25 protein-coding genes are annotated in these 26,380 nt (G+C 56.8%); 18 read left to right on the top strand and 7 right to left on the bottom strand.

Annotated elements, in window-relative coordinates:
* Nucleotides 1-92: 92 nt before the first annotated feature.
* The 5 genes from ABC336_RS04095 to ABC336_RS04075 form a co-directional block, all read right to left on the bottom strand.
* A complete protein-coding gene (locus ABC336_RS04095; protein WP_413237454.1) occupies nt 93-626 on the bottom strand; it encodes a hypothetical protein in 534 nt (177 codons plus the stop codon).
* 112 nt (nt 627-738) lie between these two features.
* Entirely contained in the window at nt 739-1,155 is a 417-nt protein-coding gene (locus ABC336_RS04090) for a hypothetical protein (protein WP_413237453.1), read from the bottom strand.
* Between the two features lie 87 nt (nt 1,156-1,242).
* On the bottom strand, nt 1,243-2,259 hold the full coding sequence (locus ABC336_RS04085; RefSeq protein ID WP_413237452.1) for an ABC transporter substrate-binding protein: 1,017 nt from the start codon (nt 2,257-2,259) through the stop codon (nt 1,243-1,245).
* A 62-nt stretch (nt 2,260-2,321) separates the two neighbouring features.
* A complete protein-coding gene (locus ABC336_RS04080) occupies nt 2,322-2,840 on the bottom strand; it encodes a TroA family protein (RefSeq protein ID WP_413237451.1) in 519 nt (172 codons plus the stop codon).
* Entirely contained in the window at nt 2,770-3,924 is a 1,155-nt protein-coding gene (locus ABC336_RS04075) for an AraC family transcriptional regulator (protein ID WP_413237450.1), read from the bottom strand. Before ABC336_RS04075 ends, ABC336_RS04080 begins: the two co-directional genes overlap by 71 nt.
* A 174-nt stretch (nt 3,925-4,098) precedes the next feature.
* Between ABC336_RS04075 and ABC336_RS04070 the strand changes: the two genes are divergently transcribed.
* Nucleotides 4,099-4,860 (top strand): TVP38/TMEM64 family protein, encoded by a 762-nt coding sequence (locus tag ABC336_RS04070; RefSeq protein WP_413237449.1) that lies wholly within the window; start codon nt 4,099-4,101, stop codon nt 4,858-4,860.
* Between the two features lie 29 nt (nt 4,861-4,889).
* Here ABC336_RS04070 and shc read toward each other — a convergent pair whose 3' ends face one another.
* Entirely contained in the window at nt 4,890-6,791 is a 1,902-nt protein-coding gene (gene shc / locus ABC336_RS04065; protein ID WP_413237448.1) for a squalene--hopene cyclase, read from the bottom strand.
* Between the two features lie 197 nt (nt 6,792-6,988).
* Here shc and ABC336_RS04060 point away from each other — a divergent pair, with 197 nt between their 5' ends.
* The 3 genes from ABC336_RS04060 (at nt 6,989) to ABC336_RS04050 (ending at nt 10,837) form a co-directional block, all read left to right on the top strand.
* Nucleotides 6,989-8,839 (top strand): UbiD family decarboxylase, encoded by a 1,851-nt coding sequence (locus ABC336_RS04060; RefSeq protein WP_413237447.1) that lies wholly within the window; start codon nt 6,989-6,991, stop codon nt 8,837-8,839.
* Nucleotides 8,840-8,841: 2 nt separating this feature from the next.
* Complete coding sequence (locus tag ABC336_RS04055) at nt 8,842-9,696, top strand: amidohydrolase family protein (RefSeq protein ID WP_413237446.1); 855 nt, start codon at nt 8,842-8,844, stop codon at nt 9,694-9,696.
* A gap of 73 nt (nt 9,697-9,769) precedes the next feature.
* Nucleotides 9,770-10,837 carry an alcohol dehydrogenase catalytic domain-containing protein gene (locus ABC336_RS04050; protein ID WP_413242434.1) on the top strand — a complete coding sequence of 356 codons (1,068 nt, stop codon included), beginning with the start codon at nt 9,770-9,772 and terminating at the stop codon, nt 10,835-10,837.
* An 88-nt stretch (nt 10,838-10,925) separates the two neighbouring features.
* Here the strand turns inward: ABC336_RS04050 and ABC336_RS04045 are convergent, their stop codons facing one another.
* Nucleotides 10,926-11,570, bottom strand: a complete 645-nt coding sequence (locus ABC336_RS04045) for a GntR family transcriptional regulator (protein WP_413237445.1) — start codon at nt 11,568-11,570, stop codon at nt 10,926-10,928.
* A gap of 295 nt (nt 11,571-11,865) precedes the next feature.
* On the opposite strand from ABC336_RS04045, the gene ABC336_RS04040 reads away from it, so the two are divergent.
* The 14 genes from ABC336_RS04040 (at nt 11,866) to ABC336_RS03975 (ending at nt 25,784) form a co-directional block, all read left to right on the top strand.
* A complete protein-coding gene (locus ABC336_RS04040; RefSeq protein WP_413237444.1) occupies nt 11,866-12,690 on the top strand; it encodes a transporter substrate-binding domain-containing protein in 825 nt (274 codons plus the stop codon).
* A 22-nt stretch (nt 12,691-12,712) separates the two neighbouring features.
* The gene (locus tag ABC336_RS04035) at nt 12,713-13,372 is read left to right on the top strand and encodes an amino acid ABC transporter permease (protein ID WP_413237443.1); all 660 of its coding nucleotides are present in this window, start codon (nt 12,713-12,715) and stop codon (nt 13,370-13,372) included.
* Nucleotides 13,369-14,091, top strand: a complete 723-nt coding sequence (locus tag ABC336_RS04030; protein ID WP_413237442.1) for an amino acid ABC transporter ATP-binding protein — start codon at nt 13,369-13,371, stop codon at nt 14,089-14,091. The genes ABC336_RS04035 and ABC336_RS04030 overlap by 4 nt, the downstream gene beginning before the upstream one ends.
* A 171-nt stretch (nt 14,092-14,262) precedes the next feature.
* Nucleotides 14,263-15,468 (top strand): ornithine--oxo-acid transaminase, encoded by a 1,206-nt coding sequence (locus ABC336_RS04025; RefSeq protein WP_413237441.1) that lies wholly within the window; start codon nt 14,263-14,265, stop codon nt 15,466-15,468.
* 40 nt (nt 15,469-15,508) lie between these two features.
* On the top strand, nt 15,509-16,423 hold the full coding sequence (gene rocF, locus ABC336_RS04020; RefSeq protein ID WP_413237440.1) for an arginase: 915 nt from the start codon (nt 15,509-15,511) through the stop codon (nt 16,421-16,423).
* 27 nt (nt 16,424-16,450) lie between these two features.
* Nucleotides 16,451-17,380, top strand: a complete 930-nt coding sequence (locus tag ABC336_RS04015; protein WP_413237439.1) for a proline dehydrogenase family protein — start codon at nt 16,451-16,453, stop codon at nt 17,378-17,380.
* Complete coding sequence (gene pruA, locus ABC336_RS04010; protein WP_413237438.1) at nt 17,377-18,942, top strand: L-glutamate gamma-semialdehyde dehydrogenase; 1,566 nt, start codon at nt 17,377-17,379, stop codon at nt 18,940-18,942. Before ABC336_RS04015 ends, pruA begins: the two co-directional genes overlap by 4 nt.
* Before the next feature lie 361 nt (nt 18,943-19,303).
* Nucleotides 19,304-19,441 carry a hypothetical protein gene (locus ABC336_RS04005; RefSeq protein ID WP_413237437.1) on the top strand — a complete coding sequence of 46 codons (138 nt, stop codon included), beginning with the start codon at nt 19,304-19,306 and terminating at the stop codon, nt 19,439-19,441.
* A gap of 100 nt (nt 19,442-19,541) precedes the next feature.
* Nucleotides 19,542-22,955 carry a M20/M25/M40 family metallo-hydrolase gene (locus ABC336_RS04000; RefSeq protein WP_413237436.1) on the top strand — a complete coding sequence of 1,138 codons (3,414 nt, stop codon included), beginning with the start codon at nt 19,542-19,544 and terminating at the stop codon, nt 22,953-22,955.
* Complete coding sequence (locus ABC336_RS03995) at nt 22,922-23,872, top strand: S-layer homology domain-containing protein (RefSeq protein WP_413237435.1); 951 nt, start codon at nt 22,922-22,924, stop codon at nt 23,870-23,872. Before ABC336_RS04000 ends, ABC336_RS03995 begins: the two co-directional genes overlap by 34 nt.
* A 237-nt stretch (nt 23,873-24,109) precedes the next feature.
* On the top strand, nt 24,110-24,727 hold the full coding sequence (locus tag ABC336_RS03990) for a hypothetical protein (RefSeq protein ID WP_413237434.1): 618 nt from the start codon (nt 24,110-24,112) through the stop codon (nt 24,725-24,727).
* The gene (locus ABC336_RS03985; RefSeq protein ID WP_413237433.1) at nt 24,720-25,241 is read left to right on the top strand and encodes an accessory gene regulator ArgB-like protein; all 522 of its coding nucleotides are present in this window, start codon (nt 24,720-24,722) and stop codon (nt 25,239-25,241) included. Before ABC336_RS03990 ends, ABC336_RS03985 begins: the two co-directional genes overlap by 8 nt.
* Before the next feature lie 5 nt (nt 25,242-25,246).
* Nucleotides 25,247-25,369 carry a cyclic lactone autoinducer peptide gene (locus ABC336_RS03980; protein WP_413237432.1) on the top strand — a complete coding sequence of 41 codons (123 nt, stop codon included), beginning with the start codon at nt 25,247-25,249 and terminating at the stop codon, nt 25,367-25,369.
* Nucleotides 25,370-25,433: 64 nt separating this feature from the next.
* Nucleotides 25,434-25,784: a LytTR family DNA-binding domain-containing protein gene (locus tag ABC336_RS03975; RefSeq protein WP_413237431.1), complete on the top strand. Its 351-nt coding sequence runs from the start codon at nt 25,434-25,436 to the stop codon at nt 25,782-25,784.
* Nucleotides 25,785-26,380: the final 596 nt, after the last annotated feature.

Genomic DNA, 26,380 nt, shown 5'->3' with positions numbered 1-26,380 from the left:
TCCGGGAACAACAGCGGTCAGTAGAACGATTCGTTACCGCGAGGCTTTGTATTCAACTAGCTGTCAGCTTGAGTTCCCCTGTTGGTGCAACCTTACGCTGCCATATAGAATCGGATCAGTCCCAGTACGGCAAATGCAAGCAGGGACAGTCCCGTGCCGATGCCGGTGACCGCGCTGTTGGCGACGCCAAGTCTGCGGGAGAGCGGCAGGGAGATAAGAGATACCGCCACCAGCAGCGCGGCAAGCACGTAGAGCGCAGCATCCAGGAACACAAACTTGAGCCAGATGAAATGGATGCCGACGATGAACGCGATCCATGGCGCGACGTAGTCGGACCGTTTGGAGCGAATAAGGAAAAATGCGCCGACGCCGGCAAGCACAACCTCGATCGCGACAAAAATAAGATAGCTGCGGAATGCGCCCATCTCCGAGAGCGCAGTCGGCGAGGACCAGTGAGTCGCGCTTAGATAAATCCCCAGGATACTGATCAATAAACCGATGCCTGAACCGATACCGAGGAACACGCGCCATCCCTGCCGCGGCCGCTCCTGTGCCCAGCCAAACCAGCAAAAGCTGAACCAGCCGAATATGGCGGCATACATCGAGTAATCTCTTATGTAGTCCATACTGCCTCCTTTAACTTGGCATCTCTCGGGTTGCAGATGCCGAATGCCTTCTTAAGTATAGCGTGAAAGGCGGCTCAGGTTAAGGTTCAGTTGGGGCTATTTGGAAACCAATTTATTTTCTCTTCCAGACGGTGCCGTCCGAATAAGCAACCTTGTTGACAAGGATGTTGCGAAGAGTGTGAGTTCTCTCATACCACATCAAATCGGTCGTGTATGTGCTGCCCTGTCCGGGCGACAGATCTGTGTGTCCCACATTGGCATTGATGCGGTGATTGCCGGAGAACGTGCCTTTCACCTTCTGGCCATAAGCATCATAACAGTCAAACGTAAATTCAAAGGCGATAATGCGTTTCTCGGTCAAATTTATGAATTGAAAATTGGCATGCGGCTGATCAATCATATCATAATCAATATAAGTGCCCTCTACCTTTAGCGGAACCCCGTTGTTGGCGGCCAGCTGCTGCTTCAGCGTTTGACGGAACGCATGAAGCTGCTTTTCAAAAGCACCCGTATCATGCCGCTTCTTCACGCTGGCTTAGCTTTTGCTCTCCACAGGTTCGCCGTCTCCGGACACCGCACTTACGATAGCCCGCCCCAGGAATGTATACCGGCAGAATCAGGACAAGCTTTGCAGGATTTCTTCCACGATCTGAGCGCGTCCGATCGCGCCCCAGCCTTTGAACAGCCAGAAGGAATCTGTCTCATGGACCTGGTCTGTGGCGACGGCGGGGACGATCGACCAGAGCGAGCTCTCGCGGATGCTCTGGAGATTGTCGAGTCCATTCGGATCAACCTCCAGGAAGATCAGTCCGGCATCCAGATCGGGGACCACTTCCAGAGACAGGTCGGCCCGCTGATCCTCGGGGGTCAGCGCTGATGGCTCGAATCCGAGATCATGATAGAGCAGCGTGTTCATCGGATGACCGGCAGCAGCGTAGATTTGCACGGTTTTCTCGCGCACCCGGAGATAAGCAAGCTTTTTATCCTCCAAGGCTTCGACCGTTTGCTTAGCTTCCGCAACTTTCTGCTCGAGCTCGGCGATCCGCTCTTTGGCGAGGTCCTCCTTGTCATACAATTGTGCAATCTTCAGCAGGTCGAACGTCCAGGAAGCAGGGTCATCCTCGTACGCCAGCCATTCTGTGCCAAGGACGATCGTCGGCGCAATCTTGCCCAGCTGATCATATGTCGTCTCCGCTGTCCGGCTCTCGATCAGGATGACGTCGGGATCAAGCTCGGCGATGGCTTCCAGGTTGGGCTCTTCGGCCGAGCCGACCAGCGCCACACCTGCCAACTGATCCGCGAGATAGGCAGGGTAATCGCCGCCATAGCGGGCTTCTACATTGATTCCATATGGCTTCTCGCCAATCGTCAGCAGATGATCGGCATAAGCGGCGGATAGCACGACGATCTTGCCGATCTCCGCAGGGACCTCGGTCTCGCCCATCATATGGGTAACGGTACGCATGTCGGATGTGCCGGCTGCTTGATTGTTCTCGGCAGCTTCCGATTCGTTCCCCGTGTTCTGCTGCTGGGGTGGAGACGGATCATTGTCCGGTGTCGCATTGTTCTGTCCTCCGCAGGCGGAGAGCAGCAGGATAAGCATCAGGCAAGCAAACGGCAATAGCGGTCTCATGGTGAATCCCCTTTTCGATATAATAATGAAAATCATTATCACTTATAGTAAGGCGGCGCCACCTACCTGGCAATGGATATTTCCTCTAAGTATGCTTGGACAATCCCCCGCACATCGACGCCAAGCTGCCCCGCGGCATGATCTATCGTCGCGATCCGGCCGGCTGTACCGAGTGCCGCATACAGATAATCGTCGGCTCGATAGATGCAGCCGTTCTTCACCGGACGCCACTTGCGCCACTGCTCGCTGTGCGTGAGCTCGCGCAGCCTCCGCCTGGAGTCGGGCATCGGGTCGACCATGAGGAAGACGTGGTCTGGCCGTAGCTGCATGAGCATGTGCCTGTCGAGCTCAACCGCCCAACGCTCCGGCTCCAATCCGGCAGGCAGGGACAGCCCGAGATCGCCATAGAGCAGAGCTCCGGTCTGACAGCGGGCCCCGTATACCCGGTATCTGGAGGGCATAATCCGCAGGAAGCAGGCAGTCGCGGAACCGAGCTGCGCGGCGATGCGTTCACCGACACGGCTGCGCAGCTCGGCGAAGCGCCCGATCCATCGCTCGGCCTCCCGGTCTCTGCCAGTCATACGAATGCTTCAGCAGCGCCACAGGTGCGATCTCGCGCATGCGCGCAGCCTCATCCGCCAGAAGATCGCTGGTGATGAGCAGCTCCGGGCGGGAGCGCAGGAGCGCCTCATAATTCATGCCGATGCTGTCGAGCCGCAGGGTCTGCGGCTGAGGCGGCAGGCCATGGGGTAAGGCGCTTGGGGATAAGACGGGCTGCGCGATGCGTCTTGTATAGGAGAGACTGGCCACCGGCTGCAGACCGAGGGTTTGGAGGCACTCGTCCAGCCCGTAGTATAAGGCGGCTACCCGGCGGTGGCAAGTCTTGATGTAGATCGTCGGTGCCACGCCGGTTGCCTGTTTGAAGACCCGGCTAAAGTAATGCTCGTCCCGGTACCCGACCTCGCTGGCCACCTCTTTCATTGATCCGGAAGTCAGCATGAGCTGCTTGGCCCGTTCGATCCGAAGCTTCGTCAGGTAGGCGACAGGTGTGCAATCCATCGCGGATTTGAACAGTTTGGTGAAATGATTGGGACTGTATCCTGCGATACCAGCCAACTGTTCGACCTGCAGGGACTCGGTAAAATGCTTGTCCATGTAAGCAGCAGCCGCCTCTATGCCGCCTCCCCCAGCGGGCTGCTCGCTCAGCTCCGCGAGGTAGCGCTGGAGCAGCCGGGCCAGCAGGAAACAGACCATGTGGCGCTCCTGCGTCTTCAGTGCATCGAAGAGCTCAGCGGCCCCGGTCGCCAGAGCCGGCCCTATAGCAGCCGGGAGCCGGGCGGGACCGGTGCGCCAGTCGGAGCCGCGTCCAGCAAGCACGACACAGTGAAAAAGCAAAACCCGATACCGCAGCGGTTGACCTCCCAACGCTTGTCCATAGGCAAGCGTACCTGGGGGCAGAAGGAAGGCGCTTCGGGCGCGGACGATCTGCCGTTTTCCGTCCATGACGATCTCGACGCTGCCCTTAAGGATGATGCCGAAGGCGTATAACCGGCCTGTTCGAAGACAGAACCTTTCTTGCGGATTGTAGCTGCCGGCAGCAGCGCGCAGGCTGGGGACGAATAGGCGAGTGCCGGCCGCTGTCCGTTGCTTGGTGTGGGTCATCATGGTCCTCCTAAAAACTATTCAAAGGAAAAATCGCTTCATAAGCTTGGGCTTGGTACAACCTTATCATCCTTTACTTTACCACATGAAGACTGGCCGTCGCCGCTCCAATTGGGTACAATGGGCACAGGCTGCCTGTCCACATCGCGCAGGCTGGCCCTCGAAGGAGAGAAAAGCATGAAGCATCCTGCAAAGTCTGACATACAACATGATCCTGAAGCCAAGACGTCTGCTCCAGGTACGGAGCAGCGAGAGGCTGGCCTACCCGAACCGGGGAAGACAGGGGCGCCGCTGGACGTGACGCCCGGCAAGCCGCTGTACCAGCGCATCCTGTCCTTTCTGATATACGGCGCTGCGATCGTCCTGATCCTCTGGTACCGCAGCGATATCCTCGGCTGGCTGGAGCAGGCGAGCGGCGTCCATCCGCTGATGATCGTTAGCGCAGCCACGCTGCTTGCCTTATTCCCGGTTATCCCGTATCCGCTGATCGGCGGCATCCTGGGCGCCACCTTCGGCTCGCAGCTGGGTGCGGTCTATACCTGGATCGGCTCATCGGCCGCGTCCATCCTGATGTTTGTAATGGTGCGCTGGCTGTTTTTTGACTGGGGTCAGCGGATGCTGCACCAGGTCTCCCTGATCGGACGCATCACGGCGATGTTCGAACGCAGCGCGTTTATCTTTATCCTGTCCGTTCGGCTCATCCCCTTCATCCCCTCGGTGCTGGTCAATATCTATTGTGCCGTCAGCAAAGTGGGTTTCTGGCCATACTCTATCGCTTCTTCGCTGGGCAAAATCCCGTCCATGGTGCTGTTTGCCCTGCTGGGCAGCCAGCTGTTGGCCGATCCGCGCAGTATTATTGTGACCTTGGCGGTGTACGGAGCCTTCATCGGACTTGTCTATGTCGGCTATTTCAAAGTCTATCTGCGGCAGCAGCGCTGAGAGGCTGGCCAAGTCAGCTCCGGGCACTGCTACTCCGACACGCTCCCGTACTTGGTCCGGTAATGCGCCAAGGCGAGCAAGGGCCAGATCTGATCATAGCTGTGGTAATGGATGTAAAAGCTGCCCGGCAGGGCGGCCCCCGTCGGATAACCGGCCCCGCGGCCGTGCGATTCCAGCAGCTCTATCAGTCTGGCGATCCCCCGTGTCATGGAAGCTGTCGGCTTATCATGAACGGCGATCAGCGCGTCCAGCGCCCAAGCCGTCTGCGAGAGCGTGCTCCAGGGAAGCGGCACATAGTGCTTGCGCTGATCGCTTTGACAGGATTCCCCCCAGCCGCCGTCCTCCTGCTGGATCTTCTCCAGCCACTTGGCGCCGTGTTGCACCGTCTTGTGGTCCGCAGGTACGCCGGCCGCGGCCAGCCCCGTCAACGCCGCCCACGTGCCGTAGATGTAGCAGATCCCCCAGCGGCCGTACCACGAGCCGTCCTTCTCCTGATGCTTGACCAGCCAATCCACGCCTTTCCTGACCAACGGATGTGTCCAGTCCAGACGTGCCCAATGGCCGAGATACTCCAGCGTGCGTCCCGTCAGATCCGCCTCCGACGCGTCGATGGCTGCGGCTGCGGCATCGTCGATTGCCAGCCAAGTGAGCATCTGCATATCCGTATCCTTCTCAAACGCTGGCCAACCGCCGTCTTTGTTCTGCATAGAGACGACCCAACTGAGCCCCCGGTTCCAGGCGGCCAGCCAGCGGGCATCACGGCGCGAGCCCGCATAGATCGCCCTAAGCGCTGCTGTCGTATCGTCCACGTCGGGGTTGATCGTGTTGCTCTCGGAGAACCCCCAGCCGCCGGGAGCCGCGCCCGGATTATGCAATGACCAATCTCCCGGCTTGGTGTGCTGATGAGTCAGAAGGTAGCGGCCTGCCCTGTCGATTATCGGGTGCTCGGCAGGCACGCCCGCTTCTTGCAGAGCATATGCCAGCAGCGCCGTATCCCAGATCTCGGAAGGCGAGTTCTGGATCATCGCCCCCGCTTCCAGCTCATACTTCATCCCCGTGAGTCCTTTCAGCGCTGCCCGGATCACCGGATCCTCGCTGTCGTAGCCCAGCGCCAGCAGCGCCAGGATCATCAGGATCGTGCAGCTGGCATAGCTGTACAGCGTCCCGTCGGACTCGATCCGCTCCAGCATGTAGCGCTCGGCCCGCACAGTCGCCTCTTCATGCAGCGAACGGCGGCTGCCGATGAGCCGGTACAGTCCGGCATCCAGCCGCTGCTGCACCGCTTGCTGGCCCTGCGGCAGCGGAGATTCGTAGCTGCTCTCGCGGGCGCCAAGGAGACTGCGCAGGTCCGGGCACCCCTCGCCCTGCATGGCGAACTGCCGGTCTGCCATAAGCAGCAGGGGGACGAGATGCACGCGCGCATAGCCGGAGAAGTCGAAGAACTGGACAGGCGATGCCGGGGGCAGCAGGAGCACCTCCAGCGGGATCGACGACACCGACCGCGGCCACCGGATCTGTCCCGTTGCGGCGAGCAGCGCCTGCGTCATGATGCCGCCAGCGCGGGCGAGCCCGCCCTTCCTGGCGATATAACGCTGCGCCCTTACCATACTCGCGTCTTCAGGACGGCAGTAGCCGGCGTATAGCAAGGCATAATAGGCTTCGATGGTCGTGGAGAGGTGACCCTCGCCGTCATCCTCATAGAGCCGCCAATACCCGTCAGGGTGCTGTCGGTTCCTGATCCGGTCGGAGAGCTGTCGGATGAGCGGCTCATCCGCTTCCCCAAGGGTTCGCATCAGGATGATCATATACGTGTCGATATTCGTGCCGTTGTCGAAGCAGCAGCGCCAGGAGCCATCAGGCTGCTGCGACTGCGCGAGCTCGGCCGTCAGCCGGTCGATGGCATGCTGGATTCGTTCGCCAAGCTTGTTCATGGACGAGGTCCTCCCGGAATTTGTTTCTGCCATTATATGAACGGAACTGTACGAACATACAGGCTGATCGTATGGAAACCCGGCCTCCGAGTTGACCTGGCCCCAGCCCTAGCAGATATAAGAAGTACATATCGAAATACATAATTGAAGTGGATATATACGTGCAGCAAGTGTGACTTGGATAAAGGAGTGTCAGGATGAACTATCGCACGATGGAGCAATGCGTCAATGACCTGGAACGGGCGGGCCACCTGATCCGGATCCGCGAGGAAGTCGATCCGCATCTGGAGATGGCAGCGATTCATTTGGAAGTGTACCGGGCAGGGGGGCCTGCTATATTGTTCGAGCGGGTCAAAGGCAGCCGGTACCCGGCTGTGTCCAATCTCTTTGGCACGATCGAGCGGAGCAAGTACATCTTCAGGGATACCTGGGATGCGGCGCAGCGCGTCATCGATCTCCGCAATGAACCGATAGGCGGGCTCAAGAAGCCGGTACAGTCGCTCGGGACGGCGCTCTCCGCCCGCAAGGCGCTGCCGGTCAAGTCTTCGGGGGAGCGGCCCGCAGGGTTTGAGGAGATCCGCATCTCCGATCTGCCGCAGATCAAGCATTGGCCGGATGACGGAGGCGCTTTCATCACCCTGCCGCAAGTGTATTCGGAGGATCCGGAGAAGCCGGGGGTGATGAATGCCAATCTCGGCATGTACCGCATTCAGCTGACAGGCAATGACTACGAGACGGACAAGGAGATCGGCCTGCATTACCAGATCCACCGGGGCATCGGCATCCATCAGGAGAAAGCGAACCGGCTCGGCCAGCCGCTCAAGGTCAGCATTTTCATCGGCGGGCCGCCTGCGCACACGCTATCTGCGGTGATGCCGCTGCCGGAGGGGATGAGCGAGCTGACCTTCGCAGGCCTGCTGGCCGGCCGGCACTTCCGCTACAGCTACTGCGAGGGTCATTGCATCAGCCTCGATGCCGACTTCGTCATCACCGGCGAGATCCATCCCGGCGAGACCAAGCCGGAGGGGCCATTCGGCGATCATCTCGGCTATTACAGCCTGGTCCATCCGTTCCCGGTGATGCGGGTGCACAAGGTATACGCGCGCAGCGGCGCGATCTTTCCCTTCACGGTGGTCGGCCGGCCGCCGCAGGAGGACACCTCCTTCGGCGAGCTGATCCATGCTCTTACCGGCGGGGCGATCAGCAAGGAGATCCGCGGCGTCAAGGAGGTTCATGCTGTCGATGCGGCAGGCGTGCATCCGCTGCTGCTCGCGATCGGCAGCGAGCGCTATACGCCCTATGAGCAAGTGCAGCGTCCCGCCGAGATCCTGACGATCGCCAACCGTATATTGGGGACGGGACAGCTCAGTCTGGCCAAGTATCTGTTCATCGCGGCCGAGCAGGAGCAGCCGCTCAGCACGCACCGGATGGAGGAATTCTTCACCTATATGCTGGAACGGATGGATCTGCAGCGCGATCTGCATTTCCAGACCCAGACGACGATCGACACGCTCGATTATTCCGGCGAAGGGCTCAATATGGGCAGCAAGGTGATCTTTGCCGCAGCGGGCCCCAAGCGGAGAGAGCTGTGCCGGGATGTGCCGGAGCTGTTGCGTCAGCTTCCCGGCATCCGGCACGCGGGGTACGTGCTGCCGGGCATCGTCGCGGTCGACGGCCCGGCTTACCGGGGTGAGAAGCAGACCGCAGAAGAGACAGCGGCATGGTCCGCTTTTATCATGGAGCGGGGCGGGCTGCCGGAGTGCCCGCTGATCGTCCTGTGCGACGACAGCGAGTTCTTGAGCGCGGAGCTGAACAACTTCCTGTGGGTCACGTTTACCCGGAGCAATCCTTCGCACGACATGCATGGCGTAGGCGCAACCTACCGTCACAAGCACTGGGGCTGCGACAATGTCATCCTTGACGCCCGCAGCAAGCCGCATCAGGCGCCGCCGCTTATCCCCGACGCGCAGGTGCAGGAAGCAATCCACCGTTTCTTTGAAGACGGGGGAGCGTTGAGCGGCATAACCACAATGAGGAGGAATCCCTGACTATGAGTGAAACGAAGCAACGCATTGTCGATGCCCATCAGCATTTCTATGATTTTGACCGCATCCCATATACCTGGCCGACGGTGAATGAGCCGGAGCTGTTCCGCAGCTTCCATCCCGAAGAGCTGGAGCCGCTGCTGCGCGAGAACGGGATCGATGAGACGGTTATCGTCCAGGCCGACCACAGCGATGCAGAGACGGATTATCTGCTTGAGGTCGGCGATCGCCATCCGTGGGTGGCAGGGGTCGTCGGCTGGGTGGATCTGCGCAATCCCGAAGCTGCCGGCAGGCGGCTGGAGGCGCTGAGCTCCCGTACCAAGTTCAAAGGGGTACGGCATCTGATTCATGACGAAGCCGATCCGGATTGGGTGATCCAGCCCGCGGTGCTGGAGGGACTGGGTGTGCTGGCTGATTTCGAATACACGTATGATGTCGTCGCTGTGCTGCCCCGCCATCTTGAGCATGTCTGCACGCTCGCCGAGCGGCTGCCGAAGCTGCGTCTGGTGATCGATCATCTCGCCAAGCCGCCGATCCGCGAGCGGCAGTTGGAGCCATGGGCGACGCTGCTGCGGGAGGCCGCACAATACCCCAATGTCTTCGCCAAGGTGTCCGGACTTAACACGGCAGCAGATCCTGATAGCTGGGCCGGAGAGGATCTGAAGCCGTACATCGAGCACGCGATGATCTGCTTTGGCGCGGACCGGCTGATGTTCGGCAGCGACTGGCCGGTGGCCAATCTGGCGGGCGACTACCGCAAGGTATGGCTCGAGACCAACCGGGCGCTGGCAGGTTTCTCTGATAGCGAACGCCAGTTGATCCTGGGCGGGACAGCAGCGCATTTCTATAACCTGGACTAATATGCGAATCCGCAACCTGAACCAATAAGCGAAGGAGAAGGGAGCCAGATAGGTGATAGGTGTACCAGATACGATGAAAGCGGTTGTATGTCACGGGCCGGGCGATTATCGGTACGAGACAGTACAGACACCCTCGCCGGGACCAGGAGAAGTGATGATCCGGGTGGAAGGCTGCGGCATCTGCGCAGGCGATGTCAAGGCGTGGGACGGCGCACCGATGTTCTGGGGCGGCGACGGGCAGCCTACGTACGTTAAGACGCCGGTCATCCCCGGTCATGAATTCGTCGGTATCGTAGCTGCTGTCGGGACAGGTGTGACCGATTATGCCATAGGCGACCGCCTGATCTCGGAGCAGATCGTACCTTGTACGGAATGCCGCTTCTGCAGGCGGGGACAGTACTGGATGTGCCAGAAGCATGATATCTATGGCTTTCAGTCGAATGTGAACGGCGCGATGGCCGAGTATATGATCTTCCCGGTTCAGGCGATCAATCACCGGGTGCCGGAGGCGCTGCCGCTCGAGCAGGCGATCCTGATCGAGCCGTATGCCTGCTCGATGCATGCGGTCAACCGCGCCAATATTCAGTTGGGAGACTTCACGGTGATCTCTGGCGCCGGTACCCTCGGGCTGGGTATGGTAGCGGCAGCGCGGCTGAGAGGACCCGGCACGCTCGCTGTCATTGATCTGCAGAACGACCGGCTGGAGCTGGCAAAGCGATTCGGGGCGGATCTTGTGCTCAATCCGACCCGGCAGGATGTCGTGGCGGAGATTATGCAGCTGACAGAAGGGTACGGCTGCGATGTCTACATCGAAGCCAGCGGCGCACCGGCCAGCGTCATCCAGGGTCTGCACGCGATCCGCAAGCTGGGTACTTTCGTGGAGTTCAGCGTCTTTGGCAGTCCGGTGACGGTGGACTGGAGCATTATCGGCGACCGCAAGGAGCTGGATATCCTCGGAGCCCATCTCGGTCCTTACTGTTACCCGCATGTCATCTCGGGCATCGCGGACGGCCGACTGCCGACAGACGGCGTAGTGACCCACAAGCTGCCGCTTTCCGAGTTCCAGGAAGGGTTCCGGTTGGTCAAGCAAAGCCAAGGCTGCCTGAAGGTTATTCTGCTGCCTGATCAGACTTCGGCGTAAGACGCAAATCCTACGACTGCCCTCCACATACCAGAAAGCACCTTCTGCCGCTTTGGTGCGGTGAAGGTGCTTTCATTTGTTTAATTTACTACAGCATCTCGCTGTCGATAATGCGCCAATGATACTTCAGCGTGGCCTCAAGTCCTGCCTTGTCCCGGGTGCGGAGGAGCTCCACAATCTTGCGGTGCTCGTCATTGACGACATAGAGGATACGCATCAGCTTGTCCGGATCCTCGCTGGCATAGGATTGGCGGATAAAGCTGTTTTTGAGCGAGCCTAGCGTCTCGATCAGAATTTCATTATCGGATTTGTCGATGTACATCTTATGGAAGATAATCTGATCCTTATAGTAGTCCGAGAATTGATGATGGGCAATAGCATGGTCCATCTTCTCGACAAGCGCCTCCATAGCCGAGAGATCCTTGGGCGAGAGGTGATCCGCCGCCAGTGTGGCTGCCAGACCTTCCAGCGTACCGATGATCATCGACAGGTCCAGCTTTTTCTTGGGGTCAAAGGCTTTCACCGTAAATCCTCGGCGCGGCAGGTAATCCAGCAGATTATCGGAGGCAAGCTGGAACAGCGCTTCCCGGGTTGGCGTCCGGCTGATGTCCAGTTTTTTACAAATTTCAGCTTCATTGATTTTTTGGTTGGGCAGCAGCGTTTGATCTTGGATACGCTGCGCGATATAATCGTATACGTGGTCTTTTAGTGACTGGTACTTTGGTGCCTGCAACGATAATTCCCCCTTGTAGCAATTCGAGTCTCGCAAGGTTAGTATTTATTAGGTTATTATACCCAAGTTCGTAGGAGTTGTCAGGTCTTTTCACACGAGAGCTGTCATCATTTCGACCTAAAAAAGCGTTGTGCACGGGGAATGAGAGTGTTATAATTGCTTACATTCGAATAGTTGTATATTGTGCGGAATATTCTGTATACAATATACTATATATCTAGCGGCGTGAGATTCACGTAAGTGTTTGGAATGCTAGATTGACGTGTAAAATGATTAAAAACGGGGGATGGAGAAGATGAACAAGAAGTGGCTTTCTACTGGCAGTATTGCCGCAATGGCAATGATCGTCGCAGCGTGCGGAGGCGGCAGCGGTACTAATAATGCGCCGGACAATACTGGCAGCAACGGAGGCAATGCGCCAACTGAAGAGACCCAGACACTCATCTTGGGGACAAGCGCTGACTATGCGCCGTTCGAGTTCCATGCCAATATCGACGGCACGAATACAATCGTTGGCTCGGATATCGAGCTGGCCAAAGAGATCGCTAAGGATCTGGGCGCTGAGCTTCAGATTATTGACTCCGAATTTGACGGCTTGCTGATGTCGCTTAACACCGATAAAGTGGATATGGTCATCTCGGGCCTGACAGCTACTGATGATCGCCGTCAGAATGTCCTGTTGTCGGATATCTACTATCAGACTTCGCAGGCGGTGCTCGTGAAGGCGGATCAAGCGGATCAGTTCACTTCTGAGGAGGACTTGCACGGCAAACGGATCGGCGTTCAGCTGGGTTCGATCCAGGAAGGGATTGCCGAAGAGATCGATGGCGCCGTCCTGACGTCGCTGGGCAAGATTCCTGAGCTGGTCATGGAGCTTACTAGCGGCCGTGTCGATGCGATCATCCTGGAGTCGCCGGTAGGGGAGCAATATGCGAGAACCCAATCGTCCCTGGCTATCGCCCCGGTCGAGATCGCGGAAGAAGACGAAGGCTTTGCCGTAGCGGTCAAGCTTGGCGAAGATGAGTTGATGGAAAGCATCAACGCGACGATCCAGCGCTTGGTCGAATCGGGCGAGTACGAGCAATTCGTCGTGGAGGCCAACGAACTGCTGGGTGAATAATAACGGACGGAGTTAACGACCTATGAATCAGGATTTGAATTTCTCTTTCCTAAACGAACATTGGCCGACCTTTGCCAAAGCCGCCTTGACAACGCTGCAGCTTTCTGCTGTCGGCGTTGTTCTCGGTACGCTGTTCGGCGTCATGTTTGCTTTGATGCGCATCTCGACGGTTGGACTGCTGCGTTTTTTGGCGGGCGCCTATATCGAGCTTATTCGCGGCACGCCCATGATTGTTCAGATTTTAATTATTTATTATGGCCTTACGACATTTGGCATTAATCTGCCGCCGTTTACGGCTGGCGTGGTGGCACTGACGATTAACAGCGCGGCTTATATGGCCGAAGTGTTCCGCGCGGGAATTCAGGCGATTGACAAGGGACAATATGAGGCGGCGCGTTCGCTTGGGATGACCCGCGCGATGGCGATGCGCCATGTTGTGCTGCCGCAGGCGTTCCGCAACATGCTGCCGGCGATCGGCAATGAATTCATTATCATTATCAAGGACTCTTCGCTCGTCGCCTTTATCGGTATCGGAGAATTGATGTATACAGCTCGCAATCTGCAGAGCTCGTTGTTCTTGCCGACTGAACCGCTGCTAGTCATTGCGGCGATCTATTTCATCATGACTTTCACGCTCTCGAACCTGCTGCGCGCGCTGGAAAGGAAGTTGACCAAATCATGATTACAGTAGAGGAACTGCATAAGTCGTTTGGCAGCAATCAGGTTCTAAAAGGAATCAATACGACCATTCACAAGGGAGAAGTCGTGGCGGTCATCGGACCAAGCGGATCGGGCAAGAGCACGTTTCTCCGTTGTTTGAATAGACTGGAAGAACCAAGCAGCGGCCGGATATACTTTGAAGACCGGGAAGTGACGGGCAGCCAGTCGGAGCTCAACCAGATCCGTCAGCGGATGGGCATGGTGTTCCAACACTTCAATCTGTTCCCTCATATGAGCGTGATGGAGAACCTGCTGCTGGCGCCAACCCTGCTCAAGAAAAGTGACAAGGCTTCGGGCCGCGAGCTCGCGCTGGAGCTGCTGCGTACCGTTGGGCTGGAGGAGAAACAGAACGAATATCCTGCCAAGCTCTCCGGCGGCCAAAAGCAACGGATCGCGATCGCCCGGGCACTGGCCATGCAACCCGCCGTCATGCTGTTCGATGAGCCGACGTCGGCGCTCGATCCCGAGATGGTCGGCGAGGTGCTCGATGTCATGAAGAAGCTGGCCAAGGACGGCATGACGATGATCATCGTCACGCATGAGATGGGCTTCGCCCGAGAGGTCGGCGACCGCTTGATCTTCATGGATGGCGGGCTGATCGTCGAGGAAGGCATCCCGCGCGAAGTCATGGCGAATCCGCAGCATCCACGAACCCAGGACTTCCTCTCCAAAGTATTGTAGAGAGTAAGGTCAGCTTCCAGCATCAGAGACCCGATCCGACCGCCCCATGCGCCGCTCGTTGCAATCACGTATAAATTATCCCAGGACAGGGCATACTAAAGCTTTGTCCGATTTTTTATATCCATACGTATATTGTATACAATATTCAAACATCGAAAGCGAGGATTCGTGATGAGCCAAACATCATCTAGAACGGCAATCGAGCAGTCCAACCGGTATGGCGCACACAATTACCATCCGCTGCCGATCGTGATCGAACGGGCAGAGGGCGTCTGGGTCGAGGATCCGGAAGGAAACCGATATATGGACATGCTAAGTGCATACTCCGCGCTGAACCAGGGGCATCGCCATCCGGATATTATCCGGGCGCTCAAGGAGCAGGCGGATAAAGTCACCCTTACCTCGCGGGCTTTTCACAGCCCCTCGCCAGGTATCTTCTATGAGAAGCTGTCCGCTTACACGGGCAAGTCCCGCATCCTGGCGATGAACAGCGGCGCCGAGGCAGTGGAGACGGCGATCAAAGCGGTCCGCCGCTGGGCGTACCGTGTCAAAGGCGTCCCGGACGGCCAGGCGGAGATCATCGTCTGCAGCGGCAACTTCCACGGGCGGACCTTGACCGTCACCTCCTTTTCCTCGTCGCCTGAGTACCGCGAGGACTTCGGTCCGTTCACGCCGGGCTTCAAGATCATCCCTTACGGGGATCTGGCAGCGCTGGAGCAGGCAATCACGCCGCATACGGCCGCGCTGCTCATCGAGCCGATCCAGGGCGAGGCGGGCATCATCATCCCGCCGGCAGGGTACCTCAAGGCTGCTCACGAGCTATGCCGCCGCCATCGAGTACTGCTGGCTGCCGATGAGATCCAGACCGGCTTCGGCCGTACCGGCCGCCGCTTCGCCTGCGACTGGGAAGGCGTGGTGCCGGATCTGTATATCCTGGGCAAAGCGCTCGGCGGCGGCGTCGTGCCAGTATCGGCGGTGGCTGCCGATGACGATATCCTCGGCTTGTTCGAGCCTGGATCGCATGGCTCGACGTTTGGCGGTAATCCGCTCGCCTGCAGCGTGGCGATCGCGGCGCTGGAGGTTACCCGGCGTGAAGCGCTTGCCGAGCGCTCGGACCAGCTTGGCACGTATCTTCTCCGCCGGCTGGAGTCGATCGCCAGCCCGTATATCCGCGAGATCCGGGGACGCGGGTTATTCATCGGCATTGAGCTGGACCGTCCGGCACGGCCGTTCTGCGAAGAGCTCATGGCTCTTGGGCTGCTCTGCAAGGAAACGCATGAGACGACGATTCGTCTGGCGCCACCGCTCGTGATCCGGCAGGAGGAGCTGGATTGGGCGCTCGAGCGAATCGAGCAGGTATTGACAACAACTGTCTGAGCAAAGTGTTGCATATAAATAAGAAGAGAGGATGACCACTATGTCTACATTACCGATTCAAGTCATCAAAGTTCCGTTCTCGCTAGGCGGGAGATATCCGGGGTCCGAGCTCGGACCAGACGCGGTCATCCAAGCCGGTCTGCTGAGACAGCTGGGCCAACTGAAGCTGGAGCTGTCAGAAACCGTCGAGATCGATTGCCCCTCTGCGGGGACGGAGAGCGAGGACAGCTGGACACGCGGAAGCGCGCCTAAGCGCAGGAAGGAAGTGCTGGAGACGGCGTCACGGCTCGGTGAAGCGGTATCGGATGCTGTCTCGCGGGGTGTCATGCCCCTAGTTGTTGGCGGCGACCACAGCATAGCGATGGGAACACTGGCCGGCCTCACCAAGCATCATCCCAAGCTGGGGGTCATCTGGTTTGATGCGCATGCCGATCTCAACACGGAAGCATCCAGCCCCAGCGGCAACATGCACGGGATGCCGCTCGCTGTCGCGACGGGCCATGCCCGTCTGAAGCTCGCAGATATTGTGGAGGGTGCGGGCCGGATCGATACGCGCAATCTGGTTATCATCGGCGCCCGTGAGCTGGATCCCGATGAGCGTGAGCTGATCAAGTCGGAGGGGATCGCCTGCTATACGATGCATGAGGTCGACCGGATGGGGATCCAGACGATCGTCGGGGAAGCGCTCCGGATCGCCGGCGACGGGACAGACGGCATCCACGTCAGCTTTGACATGGATTGTCTGGATCCGATGGAGGCTGCCGGGGTCGGCACGCCTGTACCGGGCGGGCTCAATTACCGTGAAGCCCACTTCGCATGCGAGCTGCTGGCCGAATCGGCCAAAGTGACTTCAGTAGAGATCGTGGAGGTCAATGCGCAGCTGGATCATGACCGCCGGACGGCCAGGTTGGCGGTGGAGCTGGTCGCATCCTTGCTAGGCAAGCGAATACTGTAGGATATCTCTGGCAGGAGGTCATGCAGCATGTTCGAGTCGGTGATGCGTCGCATATTACTTGGTTTGGGCGGCAGCCCGGCAGCCGGGCGGCTGGCCCGCAGATACGGCTTCAGGCTGGGGGCCGGACGTTTCGTCGCGGGCAGGACGATCAGCGAAGCCGTGTCCGTCGTGCGCAGGCTCAATAAAGCCGGCAAGCTGGCCACGCTGGATCATCTGGGAGAATTCGTGACGACGCCTAAAGAAGCCGCTGAATCGGCGGAGATGTGTCTGCAGACACTGGATGCGATCAAGGAAGCGGGTCTGCAAGCCAATCTCTCGCTCAAGCTGACCAGTCTTGGTCTGGATATAGACGGCGGCCACGCTCTAGGGCATATGCGGCGCATTGTCTCGCATGCTGCTGCCGCAGGTCAGTTCGTACGCATCGATATGGAGGACTACGCCCATTGTGCGCAGACGCTGGAGCTGTATCGGGAGCTGAGGCGCGAGTATGACAATGTCGGCGTAGCGATCCAGGCTTATCTCCGCCGTTCCATGGATGACGTACGTGCCTTGGGCAAGCTGCAGGCCAATCTGCGGCTGGTCAAAGGCGCCTACAAAGAATCCGAATCGGTCGCGTTTCCGCACAAAGCGGATGTCGACGAGCAATTCATAGCGTTGATCCGGCTGCACCTGACTCAGGGATATGCGGCGATAGCGACCCACGACAAGGCCATTGTTGATACCGCTCTTGCTTACATCCATGACCGTCTTATCCCCAAGGAACGGTATGAGTTTCAGATGCTGTACGGGATCGGCGAGGAGCTCCAGAACGTTCTGGTGCGTCAAGGGCACCGGGTCCGAATCTATGTGCCGTTCGGCGAAGACTGGTTCGGCTACTTCATGCGTCGACTGGCCGAGCGGCCGGCAAATGTCTGGTTTGTACTCAAAAATCTGCGAAGAGCGAGGGGATCGCGATGACGGAAGCAGGATGGAAGCCATTCCGCAACGAGCCGATGACAGATTTTAACGATGCCGGCAATCGCCAGGCTATGCTGGAAGCGCTGGAGAGAGTCAAATCCCGGCTTGGGGGTACGTATCCGCTGCATATCGGAGGTCAGCCGGTCATGCCCGAGGCCAAGATCGTCTCGATCAATCCGGCTGCTACCGGGCAAGTGATCGGCAGCGTCGGCAAAGCCGGCCGCGAGCAGGCGGAGCAGGCGATGGCCGCGGCATTGGCGGCTTTTGAGCGGTGGAAGCTGACGCCGTCAGCCGACCGGGCAGAGGTGCTGGTGCGGGCGGCTGCACTGATGCGGCGACGCAAGCATGAGTTCTCGGCGTGGATGATCCTGGAGTCAGGCAAGAACTGGGCAGAGGCGGATGCTGATACAGCGGAGGCCATCGATTTCCTGGAGTACTACGCACGCGAGATGCTCCGCCTCTCCCGGACGAATGAGCTGCAGCCGCTGCAAGTGGTGCCGGGAGAGGATAACCGGCTGTCGTACATCCCGCTTGGCGTCGGCATCATCATCCCGCCATGGAATTTCCCGCTCGCGATCTGCGCAGGCATGGCCTCGGCAGCCGTCGTCTCCGGCAACACGGTCATCCTGAAGCCGGCGTCGGCCACACCCGTCATTGCCTACAAGTTCTACGAGGTGATGGTGGAGGCGGGGATGCCTGCTGATGTCATCCAGTATCTGCCGGGCAGCGGCGCCGAGATCGGCGATTATCTTACCCGTCACCCGAAGACGCGATTTATCAGCTTTACCGGCTCCAAGGAGACGGGACTGCATATTCAGAAGCTGGCCGCCGAGACAGCGGAGGGCCAGATCTGGATGAAGCGGCTGATCGCCGAGATGGGAGGCAAGGACGGCATCGTCGTCGACGAGACGGCGGATCTGGAGGCGGCGGCGTCGGCTGTCGTCGCGTCGGCATTTGGCTTCCAGGGTCAGAAATGCTCGGCCGGCTCGCGGGCGATCATCGTGGACAGCGTCTACGATGAGATGGTTGATCGGATCCGGGAGCTGACAGCGAAGCTTGCGATCGGCTTGCCGGAGGACAATGCCCCAGTCGGGCCGGTCATCGATGAGAGCTCGTACCAAAGGATTCTGGCGTACATCGAAACCGGCAAGACCGAGGGCCGTCTGCTCCTCGGAGGCCGTCCCGGCGATCCTAGTGGGTACTATATCGAGCCTGCGGTCATCGCGGATCTGGATCCGCATGCGGTAGTGATGCAAGAGGAGATCTTCGGGCCGGTGCTCGGCATCTGCCGGGCGGCAGACTGGGAAGAGGCGATCCGCATCTATAATGATACGGAGTTTGGCCTGACGGGTGCATTCTTCTCCGCCGATGAGGACCGCATCGCGCAGGCGCTCCAGACGATGCACTGCGGCAACTTGTATATCAACCGCAAGTGCACGGGCGCGCTCGTCGGCGCACATCCCTTCGGCGGCTTCAATATGTCCGGCACCGATTCCAAAGCCGGCGGCCACGACTATCTCCTGCACTTCACCCAAGCCAAGCTTACTTCCCGCAAGCGATGAGGTGACGCTGCAACAAGTCATGAACCGCTTTTCCAAAGGAGAGAACTGTTCCAATATAAGGGACGGTTCTTTTTTGTGTGAGATTCATGTAAGTTATCGGGGGTTCAGAGGCAAGATGGCTTTCGTAATAGGAAGATTCCATAAAAATAGCATTGTTCGTGTGACAGAGCGGTGTTATAATAGATTCCATTAATATAGTATATTGTATTCTGTATACTGTATACATAATTGGCTCTGTTTTCATCGCTCTGTGGTGCTTTGTCTATGAATTGAGCCAATCCGGGAGTTGATAGATGAGAGAGTGGGGATTAGGACAGTTGGCCGTAGTTTATTCATCATCCTATTTTGAAGGAGGAACAAGATGTACGGGAAATCATTTGCCAAATCATGGCTGGCATTGGGCTTGACGTTGACGATGCTGCTGGGAACAGTGGCGCCGGGAATCGCAATGGCCGAGATCGTACAGGGCGGACGACGGATCGTCCGGGGCGCAGACTGAACAGGTAGCGCAGGATTCGGCCCTGGATCCGGGGCAGGAAGACCAAGAGAATACGGATGCGGATGTCTCAGCAGATACGGATGTTACGGCAGCTGATGAAGTGGAAGTGACGCTGGCTGAGACCATGCTCGAAGCTGAAGAGACGGGCTACGCCGCCTACCAGTATCTCGCGTATCTCACCAACGAGATCGGTACGCGCGAAGCGGGGACGGCCAAGGAAGTCGAAGCCGGTGAGTATCTGAAGGAACAGTACGATACACTCGGACTGGAGCCGGAAGAGCAGCCGTTTACGTATTCGACCTCTGACGGTTCGTTCAACAGCAATAATATTATCGGTGTCGTCCAAGGTGCCTCGGACCGTGAGATTATCGTGGGTGCGCATTATGATTCCGTTTCGACTGATCCGGGCTCGTATGAAGGCAAGGCGTATACCGGACAAGGCACTGACGATAATGCATCGGGCGTAAGTGTCATGCTGGAGGTTGCTGAGGCCATCCAGGCGCTTCCTGAAGAGCAAAGGCCGTATACCGTCCGTTTCATCGCATTTGGTGCGGAAGAGGTCGGACTGCAGGGCTCCAAGTATTATGTCAATCAGATGACTGAGGAGCAGATCGACAACACGGTCGCCATGATCAATCTCGACAGCCTCGCAGCTGGCGATATGATGTATATCTACGGGGGTGCGGGAGCCGGCGGTTTCGTCCGCGATCTCGGGCTGGCGATTGCCGACCGTGATGGACTGGATGTAACGACCAACCCGGGATTGAATGCGGATTATCCGGAAGGTACAACGGGTGATTGGAGCGATCATGCGCCATTTAAGGCGAAAGGGATCCCTTACGCTTATCTGGAAGCAACCAACTGGGAGATCGGCGATCTGGACGGCTACACCCAGACCGAAGAGCATGATGAAATCTTCCATACGTATAAAGATAATCTTGCCTTCATCAGCCAGGCGTTTCCCGGCCGAATCGAAGAGCGGTTGTCTACATTTACTCAGCTGCTGACCAGCATTCTGCTGGAAGTGCAAGAGCCGTCGTCGTCTCAAACGATGGTACTTGACAAGGACGTAGCGTCGATGACGGAGAAGCGCACACTCACGGCAACCTTTGACCTGCCTGAAGGCGTCAGCGCGGACAGCCTGACCTGGACATACGATGGCAAGCCGCTCGCAGACTGGAAGCAATGGGTACCGGGAGCGACCCCGCAGACGCCTGGCGCTTATACAGGTCCTTCGTTTATCTCTGCAGAGGTGATGTCCGTCGCGGGCAGCACGGTTACGGCGGAGATCACCTTCGATCTACCGTTCGGAACGGACAACTTGTCTCCACGTACAGCGAACAACAACATCCGGCCGGAGTATCCGAAATTCATCGGCAACTTTGAGCTGGCTGCTGTGGCGGACGGGGAAATAGTCGCTCATACGAAGGTCAAGCTGACCCCTTACGACAGCTACCGCAGCTATGCCGAACTGAAGCCCGAGATCGACCGGATCACGGCAGAGGCGGCAAGAGAGACGGGCCGTTACATCGAGACGACGTCAATCGGCAAGTCGGTCGAAGGTCGCGACATCTATTTCACTGTGCTGGCCAAGGATGAGGCTTCCGTGGACCAATATCAGAATGATATCCATCCGAAGATGATGTCAAATCCGGCAGAGCTGGCAGAGGATATCCGTGAAGATCGGCTGACGGACTATAAAGTGCCGATCTGGTTGAACAATATTCATCCGGACGAGTCCCCGGGCGTGGACGTCATCCTCAATTATTTTGAAACGATGGCGCTTGAAGAAGAGATTCAATACGATACCAAGCTCGGCGGGCACGACCAAACCATTACATTGAATATGGACGATGCACTCGAGCATGCTATTTTTATCTTCGTCTATACCAATAACCCGGACGGACGGGTGCATAATACGCGGGCCAATGCCGAAGGGTTCGACCTGAACCGGGACAACTCTTACCAGACTCAGCCGGAGACGCAGGCGGTCACGAAGAAAATTGCTGAATGGTCGCCGCTGTCCTTCCTGGATATGCACGGATTCGTGGGGAGCTTCCTGATCGAGCCTTGCACGCCGCCGCATGATCCGAACATCGAATACGATCTGCTCATGGAGAGCATGCTGGAGCAGGCCTATGCGATGGGCGAGGCGGGCATCGCCAATACCACTTACGATGTCTACCATATCCCGTATGAAGAGAATCGCAAGATGTTCGAGGATGAGAACTACGAGCCGATCGCCAATGCAACCGGATGGGATGATGCATCCCCGGCTTATACGGCTGTCTACGCGCTGCATCACGGGGCACTCGGTCACACATTGGAGATGCCGGAGCTCAACGAAGAGTCGCAGAAGGCGCTCTACTATACGGCTGCAGCGGCAACAGACTATGTGGTAAAAAACAAAGAAACGCTGTTCCTCAACCAGCTCGAAGTCTACAAACGCGGTGTCGGAGGGATCGACATCGGCGAGGATGTCGATAAATTCCTGGTAGACAGCAACAACGAAGTGATTGGACGTCCGCGTCAGGGGAATACCAACTTCTTCCCTGAGTACTATGTGCTCCCGGTTGACGGCACTCTACAAAAGAATGTGCTGGAAGCTTACCGCATGGCAGAGTACCTGCTGCGCAACGGCGTCCAGGTAGACCGTTCTACGGAGGAAGTGACCGTAGCGGGCACCACATATCCCGCAGGCTCGTATGTCGTCAATATGCATCAGGCCAAGCGCGGTCTCGCCAATCTGGTGCTCTATGACGGCATCAACGTTTCCGATTTTGATGATATGTATGCAGATATCGTCCAGAACTTCCATGATATGCGCGGCTTTGACCGCTACATCATCAGAGAAGCAGGTGCTTTCACGGGCAAGCTGGACGAGGTGAGCGCTCCCGTCGACATTCCGGCAACCGTCGTGCCGGACGGCTCGACTTATGTCGTGCTCCGCAACAGCAACAATGACGCACTGCTTGCCGTCAATACCTTGCTGGCTGAGGATAAAACAGTCGTCATGCTGACTGCTGACGATGCCGAGCACGAAGCCGGCGACTTCGTCGTCCGGGCAGAAGATCTGCAAGAAGTCGTGACCGATCTCTATCTTGAGCTGGAGCTGTTCAGCGGCGAAGAGCCGCAAGGCAAAGAGCTGGAGGCTCTGAAGGTGGCGGCAACCGGTGTACCGGCTTACGTATTGAAATCACTAGGCTTCGAAGTCGTAAGCAATCAGAGTCAAGCGGACGTTCTGGTGAACACCAGCGGCTCCACGACTCTGATCGACCAAGGCAAGCCGTATGTCGGATTCGGCCGGACGGCGATGAATACGGTCCGCACGGCTAACCTGATCCCTGGATTCGAGTTCGCCACAACCCGCAGCTCGCACGAAGGACTCTTCCGGACTGACGTATCGCCGTCGAGCCCGATTACCGGCCCTTATGATGCAGTAGAATATTTCTATACCGTCTCTGGCTCTATATCACGGCTGTGCCTTCTTCGGCCGATGTACTGGCTCGCATAAGCGATGACGAGGACTTCTTCAAGGCAGGCTGGTGGCCGGGCCATGAGGCAGCCAAGGGACAGGTGATGGCCTTCACTTACGCTGGAGGAGGCAAAAATCTGACCATCTTCTCTAATGAACTGGTCAACCGTGATCATCCGCGGCATCAGTACCGGCTGCTGGCCAATGCGATCTATCTCGCTGAACCTGGCGTACCGGTCATACCTGAGCCGGGCCCGAACCCGAGCCCGGGTCCATGGATACCTGGACCGACTCCGGATTTGGCAGATCCGACTGACCCTACGGATCCAACAGACCCAACAGATCCGACCGAGCCTGGCACACCTCCGGTAGATCCAGAAGTACCGGGTACGCCGACCCCTGAGTTCGGCGATCTGGAAGGCGTGGAAGCTTGGGCAGGTGATGCGATCCGCGAATTGGCAGGTCTCGGCATCGTAGGCGGTGTTGCCGAGAACCGGTTTGCACCGCGTCAGCAAGTGACCCGTGCCGAGTTCCTGACGATGCTCGTCAGAGCTTACGGACTCACGAACCTCGATGCTTCGGTATCGTTCTCGGACGTGCAGCCGTCAAACTGGCATTACACTTATGTAGCGTCTGCTGTCGAACTGGGACTCGTACAGGGTGTAGGCGCAGGCCGTTTCGAGCCGAACCGGGCGATTACGCGTGAAGAGATGGCCATCATGGCAGCCAATGTTCTGAAGCTGACGCAAGCTGCTTCCGCCAGCGATGTTGGCGGCCTACTTGCGAAGTTCAGCGATAGCGGCTCGATCGCATCTTACGCATGGGAGGCAGTGGCCCTGCTGACGGAGGAAGGCGTCATCCAAGGCATGACGGAGACGACTTATGGTCCGAAAGGCATTGCCAATCGCGCCCAAGCGGCGGTCATCATCAGCAGAATGTTGCAATTGAACGACTAATTTGACAGCACTCCCCCTCCGGTCTTCGGACCAAGAGGGGGAGTTTTTGAAGGTTCTGCAAGAATATTGGCGTTTTTTGTCGAAATTTGATTGAAAATATGTTGGAATTCTCGTAAAAATTTCTTAACTTACAAATTTTGATATAGTATAATAGACTTATAACATTTTCCATGTGTTGAGGGAAAACGGGAGCGTACTTATGAGTACTGTACTATATTTCTTCTTCTCAGGTATCGAGTGGCTGGCTCTCATTCTATTAACCTTCGCGATGTTCAAGTTTCAGTTGAGAGGGTATTGGGGTCAGATCCTATTAACTTCCGCGCTCATGTCGCTGATCTCGCATTTCGTGTTTCAGGTTTTGGAGATGAGGGGACTCGCAACACTTTTGCAGCCGCCGATCATTTTTCTTTTTCTATGGCAGATGTTCCGCATACATATCTTCTACGCCGCTTTGATGACGGTTTACGGTTATATGGGGTATTTCTTTATTCAGTATTTGATTATGATTTTTATGATCTGGTTTCAAGTACCCTTGGGACTTTAGTCCCAAATTCGGTTCCGATGTATATTCTCCAGTCTTTATCGGTTTCTATCGTAATTGTGATTGTGTGGCTGCTCTATAAGTTTCGTCTCGGTTATACCTTTGTGCCGGATTATGAGCATGTTTCAGTAGCCATGAAAGGAATTAATCTTAAATTGTTTGTGTTTATCATTGCGGGGTATGTCAGTTTAGCGGTTACAAACTTTGTTACATTTGCTTCTAACTTGTGGGCATTAGCTATTATTTTCCCGCTTTTCATTCTCCTTTGGGTTCTACTCTATTATGCACAGCGAAAGGAGTACACCAATGATTGAAGCGTGGGCTGAGAAGCTTGCTATATCGATCAAGAATGCAAATACGAGAGAGACAAGCAGTATCGCCGTCATGACTTATGCTCTAATCATTGTCATCAATTTTCTGATTCCTTACACCTCCGCTGCCATAATCGGCCTGCTTACCGGGACATTACTCGAGACGGGATTCTCCATTATGATGCTCGTACTTGTTCGTGCGGTTTCCGGCGGCTATCACTTCCAGTCATCAGCGCTCTGCACCTTGGTTACTTTGAGTGTAGCAGCCGGTGCGCCCCATCTTCCTTTTCCCGAGGATTGGATTCTGCTTGCGACGGGGCTTTGCTTTATTTTATTTGCAATCTTCGCTCCAGCCAATATCAAAGGTTATGCGCGCATGCCAGAGAAATACTTTCCTGTTATGAAAATCTTGTCTTTATTCATCGTCGGCAGCAATTTTTTCATTCAGTCCCCCACACTTACGATAATTTTGTTATTGCAGGCTCTATCCTTGGTCATTCCCAATAAAAGGAGGTGATATCCATGAGTCAATGGGTTGCAAGGCAAGTTTCGACGGTTCTTGATCGTATTGCCGCCTATTTTGCCGCTACGGCATCTCCGTTTGCCGGACACCGTCCAGAATTGCCTGAAGAGTTAAAGAAGTAATATCGAGAGGGGGGCCGCGGGTCAAACCCGTCGGCCCAATCCAATTTTTCGGAGTGAGTGTGAGATGAAATTCTACGTAACAAAGGATCCGAAAAACATGGGCGAACTCATCACCATTGATGTCGAAGACGTGATCTTTATCGAGAATTCCGAGCGTTCCGTACTGCTGCATACGGCAGACGGTCAGTATTATCCTCTGATGCCTACCCTCTCCACCTACGAGCATCACATGAAGTCCTACAACTTTCAACGGCTGGATCGTACCAATCTGGTAAATCTGAATAAAATCGAGCAATTTGACGAGGAGCGTTCGCTCGTTTTTTTTACAGGAACCGAAACAAAAAGTGGCAAATATGGAACGGTATCGAATAATATGAAGCGTGTGCTCAAGAAATGGCTCGGCATGAAAGACTAGGGATGGAAGCTACCTTGGCTGCAAAGGGCAAGCCCTGAACCAGCGCAAGATACGATATATATTGCTATTTACGCTGCCGCATGCGAGCGCTCCGCTCGCTGCGGTTTTTTTTGATTGTTGCGCGCCTAGACAAGCTAGGTACAACTGCCGGTGCAAGTCCGGGCGAGGTAAATGCCAAGTTGCCTCGTAGCTGACGGGCAACTGGTGGAGAGATCCTAAGGTTGAAGCCCCGTGACAACGTAACTCCCACGGGAGTGCGAGCAAATCAGCAGGCCGTAACATGAAGTGAATCCTGCCGCATCGTCAAAAATCACCCGCAAGGGACAAGGAAGTGCCGAGCCCCGATATTTGGGCGAAGGCCATAGAACGTGTGAAGTACTTGGAACGCAGCGCGGAAGAACTTGCAGGTAGTAGGGGATCGGTATGCTGAGCACGTTGTGCCTGGAACTAGGGAGACCACCCCCCGCACGAGTTTTTCGTAGGGAGCGGACCTATAAGCCCGAAAGGTGAAGTGGAGAGCTGCGGGAAGGGAAGCCTCAGTGAATGCAGTAAACCCTGCTAACGACACCAAACGAAAAGCACGGGTAACCCCAAAC

This window comes from Paenibacillus jepli, assembly GCF_047238105.1.
In the GTDB taxonomy this organism is placed as follows: Bacteria; Bacillota; Bacilli; order Paenibacillales; family Paenibacillaceae; genus Paenibacillus_D.
This window is presented reverse-complemented; position numbering and strand designations above follow the sequence as displayed.